Origin of the sequence: Brevibacterium sp. VCM10 (assembly GCF_000583215.1) — a bacterium.
Lineage (GTDB): Bacteria > Actinomycetota > Actinomycetes > Actinomycetales > Brevibacteriaceae > Brevibacterium > Brevibacterium linens.
Map to the genome: position 1 here is coordinate 1 of NZ_JAJB01000072.1, position 1,512 is coordinate 1,512.

Annotated in this window: 1 rRNA gene; it reads left to right on the forward strand. The window is 56.0% G+C overall.

Annotation, left to right across the window (positions count from 1 at the left end):
* Positions 1-72 precede the first annotated feature (72 nt).
* Positions 73-1,512: ribosomal RNA gene (locus tag AD89_RS0116470) — 16S ribosomal RNA — on the forward strand; the annotation flags it as partial.

Consider the following 1,512-nt stretch of genomic DNA (forward strand, 5'->3'; position numbering starts at 1 on the left):
TTTTATGGGTCAACCTTCTCACCCCGTGAGGGGTTGGCTGTCTTGCTGGGATTCATTCGTTACATAAAGTTTTTTATGGAGAGTTTGATCCTGGCTCAGGACGAACGCTGGCTGCGTGCTTAACACATGCAAGTCGAACGCTGAAGCCAGAAGCTTGCTTCTGGTGGATGAGTGGCGAACGGGTGAGTAACACGTGAGTAACCTGCCCCCGATTTCGGGATAAGCCCGGGAAACTGGGTCTAATACCGGATACGACCTGCCCTCGCATGAGGGTTGGTGGAAAGTTTTTCGATCGGGGATGGGCTCGCGGCCTATCAGCTTGTTGGTGGGGTAATGGCCTACCAAGGCGACGACGGGTAGCCGGCCTGAGAGGGCGACCGGCCACACTGGGACTGAGACACGGCCCAGACTCCTACGGGAGGCAGCAGTGGGGAATATTGCACAATGGGGGAAACCCTGATGCAGCGACGCAGCGTGCGGGATGACGGCCTTCGGGTTGTAAACCGCTTTCAGCAGGGAAGAAGCCGTAAGGTGACGGTACCTGCAGAAGAAGTACCGGCTAACTACGTGCCAGCAGCCGCGGTAATACGTAGGGTACGAGCGTTGTCCGGAATTATTGGGCGTAAAGAGCTCGTAGGTGGTTGGTCACGTCTGCTGTGGAAACGCAACGCTTAACGTTGCGCGTGCAGTGGGTACGGGCTGACTAGAGTGCAGTAGGGGAGTCTGGAATTCCTGGTGTAGCGGTGAAATGCGCAGATATCAGGAGGAACACCGGTGGCGAAGGCGGGACTCTGGGCTGTAACTGACACTGAGGAGCGAAAGCATGGGGAGCGAACAGGATTAGATACCCTGGTAGTCCATGCCGTAAACGTTGGGCACTAGGTGTGGGGGACATTCCACGTTCTCCGCGCCGTAGCTAACGCATTAAGTGCCCCGCCTGGGGAGTACGGTCGCAAGGCTAAAACTCAAAGGAATTGACGGGGGCCCGCACAAGCGGCGGAGCATGCGGATTAATTCGATGCAACGCGAAGAACCTTACCAAGGCTTGACATACACTGGACCGTTCTGGAAACAGTTCTTCTCTTTGGAGCTGGTGTACAGGTGGTGCATGGTTGTCGTCAGCTCGTGTCGTGAGATGTTGGGTTAAGTCCCGCAACGAGCGCAACCCTCGTTCTATGTTGCCAGCACGTGATGGTGGGAACTCATAGGAGACTGCCGGGGTCAACTCGGAGGAAGGTGGGGATGACGTCAAATCATCATGCCCTTTATGTCTTGGGCTTCACGCATGCTACAATGGCTGGTACAGAGAGAGGCGAACCCGTGAGGGTGAGCGAATCCCTTAAAGCCAGTCTCAGTTCGGATCGTAGTCTGCAATTCGACTACGTGAAGTCGGAGTCGCTAGTAATCGCAGATCAGCAACGCTGCGGTGAATACGTTCCCGGGCCTTGTACACACCGCCCGTCAAGTCACGAAAGTCGGTAACACCCGAAGCCGGTGTCCCAACCCCCTTTG